This window comes from Streptomyces sp. NPDC088553, from assembly GCF_044752965.1.
Classification (GTDB): Bacteria; Actinomycetota; Actinomycetes; order Streptomycetales; family Streptomycetaceae; genus Streptomyces.
On sequence record NZ_JBIVMG010000021.1, the window covers coordinates 1 to 3,417 of the forward strand.

At 74.2% G+C, this 3,417-nt stretch carries 1 protein-coding gene; it reads right to left on the reverse strand.

Annotated elements, in window-relative coordinates; genetic code table 11:
* Positions 1–3,417 (reverse strand): type I polyketide synthase (locus ACIP8Z_RS37575; RefSeq protein ID WP_402091534.1); only part of this gene is annotated, 3,417 nt, incomplete at both ends.

Genomic DNA, 3,417 nt, shown 5'->3' on the forward strand with positions numbered 1-3,417 from the left:
TTGGACGCGCCGTCCTGGTTGACGGCGGTACCGGCGACGACGGCGAGGACGTCGTGTCCGAGCCGTCGGGCGTCGGAGAGCCGCTCGACGACGAGTACACCGACGCCCTCGGCCCACGCCGTACCGTCGGCATCCGCCGAGAACGACTTGATGCGGCCGTCGGCCGCGAGCCCCCGCTGACGCGAGAACTCGATGAACGTGTTGGGGGTGGACATCACCGCGGCGCCACCGGCGAGGGCGAGCGAGCACTCGCCGGACCGCAGGGCACGGACGGCCAGGTGCAGCGCGACGAGCGACGACGAGCAGGCCGTGTCCACCGTCAGCGCCTGACCCTGCAGGCCGAGGGTGTACGCCACCCGGCCGGTGGCGACGCTGCCGGCCGTGCCGGTCAGGAAGTGGCCCTCGGCCTCCTCCGGGAGTCGGCCGCCACCGCCGTAGTCGTGGTACATCACGCCGGCGAACACCCCGGTGTCGCTGCCGTGCAGCGTTCCGGGTGCGATCCCCGCCCGCTCCAGGGCCTCCCACGACACTTCGAGGAGCAGCCGCTGCTGCGGGTCCATCGCCAGCGCCTCACGCGGCGAGATCCCGAAGAACGCGGGGTCGAACTGGCCCGCCTCGTGGAGGAATCCGCCGCGCCGCACGTACGACGTGCCGGAGTGGTCCGGGTCCGGGTGGTAGAGACCGTCGAGGTCCCAGCCCCGGTCGGTCGGGAAGTCCGAGATCACGTCGCGCTGTTCGGCGACGACCTGCCACAGTCCCTCGGGGGAGTCCACCCCGCCCGGGAAGCGGCAGCCCATGCCGACGATCACGATCGGGTCGTCGTCCGTACGCGGTGCGACGGCGGCGACGGGCAGCGGGGCGGCGCTCTCGGCGCGTTCCCGCGCGAGCGCGAGCGTGAAGTCGACGACGGCGGCGGGTGTGGGGTGGTCGAAGACGAGGGTCGCCGGAAGGCGCAGCCCGGTCGCGGAGTTGAGACGGTTCCGCAGCTGCACGGCCAGCAGCGAGTCGACGCCGAAGCTCTTGAAAGGCTGGTCCGGGTCGATCCCGTCGGCCGAGTCACGGCCGATGACCGCGGCGAGCTGGGCGTTGACGAGGTCGAGCAGCAGACGGCGGCCCTCCTCCTCGGACAGCCGGCCGAGCCTGCGGCGCAGGCCGGACTCGCCGGGGCGCCGCTGCGGGACCCGTACCAGCGAGCGCAGCACCGGGGACAGGGTCCCGTTGAGCGCGTCGGAGCGCAGTGCGGCCGGGTCGAGCCTGGCCGGTACGAGCATCGCCGTGTCGTCGCCGAGCGCCCGGTCGAGGAGTTCGAGTCCCTGCTCGTTGGAGAGCGGGGCGATGCCACGAGTCGAGAGGGTGTCGTCGTCCAAGTGCCCGGTGAGACCGGTGCGTTCGGCCCACAGGCCCCAGGCGAGCGAGGTCGCGGGGAGACCGGCGGCCCGGCGGCGGGCGGCGAGCGCGTCGAGGAAGACGTTGCCGGCGGCGTAGTTGGCCTGGCCGGGGTTGCCGAGCACGCCCGCGACGGAGGAGAAGAGGACGAACGCCGCGAGGTCCTGGCCGGCGGTGAGCTCGTCGAGGTGTGCGGCGGCGTCCACCTTGGGCCGCAGCACGGCGGCGAGCCGGTCCGGGGTCAGCGACTCGATCACACCGTCGTCGAGGAGGCCCGCCGTGTGGACGACGGCGGTGAGCCGTACGCCGGCCAGGAGCCGCGCGAGCGCCTCGCGGTCGGCGGTGTCGCAGGCGGCGAGGGTGACCTCCGCTCCCAGCCCGCTGAGTTCGGACGCGAGTTCCTCGGCACCCGGGGCGTCGGGGCCCCGGCGGCTGACGAGGAGGAGGCGGCGGGCGCCGTGCTCGGTGACCAGGTGCCGTGCGACCGAGGCGCCGAGGACACCGGTTCCGCCGGTGATGAGCACGGAGCCGTCCGGGTCGAGCGGGGTGGCCCCGGCCAGGTCGGCGACGGCGGTGTGCCGGACGAGCCGGGGGGCGAGGACCGCGCCCGCCCGCAGGGCGAGCTGCGGCTCGGTGAGCACGGCCCCGGGAACGGTGTCGACGTCGTGCGCCGCGTCCGCGTCCGTGTCCAACAGCGAGAAGCGGTCGGGGTGTTCGGACTGGGCGGTCCTGATCAGGCCCCACACGGTGGCCTGGGCGGGGTTCGTGACATCGGGGCCGGTGGCCCCGTCGGTCAGCACCAGGAGGCGGGAGCCGGTGAAGCGGGCGTCGGCCAGCCAGTCCTGGACCAGGGCCAGCGCCCAACCCGCCGCGCGGTGCGCGTGATCGGCGAGGCCTGCCCCTGTGCTGTCGGAGTCCTGCGTCGAGCCCGGACATCGTACGGCGACGAGCTGCGGCACGGGATCCGGCACCTCGGCCAGTCCGGCGACCAGACACACGTCGACGTCGGTCGCGGTGGCCTGGACCGGCTGCCACTCCAGACGGAAAAGGGCGTCGGTGCCGCGCGCGGCGGTCAGGTCGGCGGTGAACGGCCGCATCGTGACGGAATCCGCCGACAGCACGGGCTTGCCCGCGCCGTCGGTGACGCGCAGGCTCACCCCGTCCTCGCTCTTGGCGCTGAGCCACACGCGCAGGGCGTCCGCGCCCTCGGTGTGGCGGGTGACGCCGGACCAGGAGAACGGCAGGACCATCCCGGCGTCCTCGCGCAGCAGACCCACCGCGTGCAGGGCGGCGTCCAGAACGGCAGGGTGGACGCCGAAGGAAGCGGCATCGAGCTCGGCGGGCAGGCTCACCTCGGCGAAGACGTCACGGCCGCCGCGCCAGGCGGCACGCAGGCCCTGGAAGGCGGGGCCGTAGTCGTAGCCCGCTTCCGAGAGCGTGTCGTAGCGGGTCTCGACGTCGATCTCCTGGGCGCCGGGCGGCGGCCACTCGGCGAGGTCGAAGTCCGCCGTCTCGTCGTCGATGTCGAGCAGTGCCGCGGCGTGCCGCGTCCACGGAACGCCCGCCTCGGCGTCCTGCGGCCGCGAGTGCACGGCCAGCTCGCGCTGCCCGTTCGTGTTCGGCGGCTCGACGGTCACCCGGAGCTGCACGGCCTCGTCCGGCGGCAGGACCAGGGGCGCCTGGAGGGTGAGTTCGGAGAGCCGCCGCCAGCCCATCCGGGCGCCCACGGCCATCGAGAGTTCGAGGAACGCGGTACCGGGCAGCAGGACGGTGCCGTGCACGGCGTGATCGGCCAGCCACGGCTGTGTGTCGAGGCCGAGTCGCCCCGTGTACACCAGCCGGTCCTCCTCGACGAGCTCGACCACGGCGCCCAGCAGCGGGTGCCCCGCCGAGTTCAGACCGAGTCCCCGGGCGTCCGTCGCGGCCGGCTCGGGCTCGAGCCAGTAGTGCTGGCGCTGGAAGGGGTAGGGGGGGAGTTCGACGGTGCGGGCCTGGTAGGGCTGGAGGAGTGTGGGCCAGTCGATGGTGGCG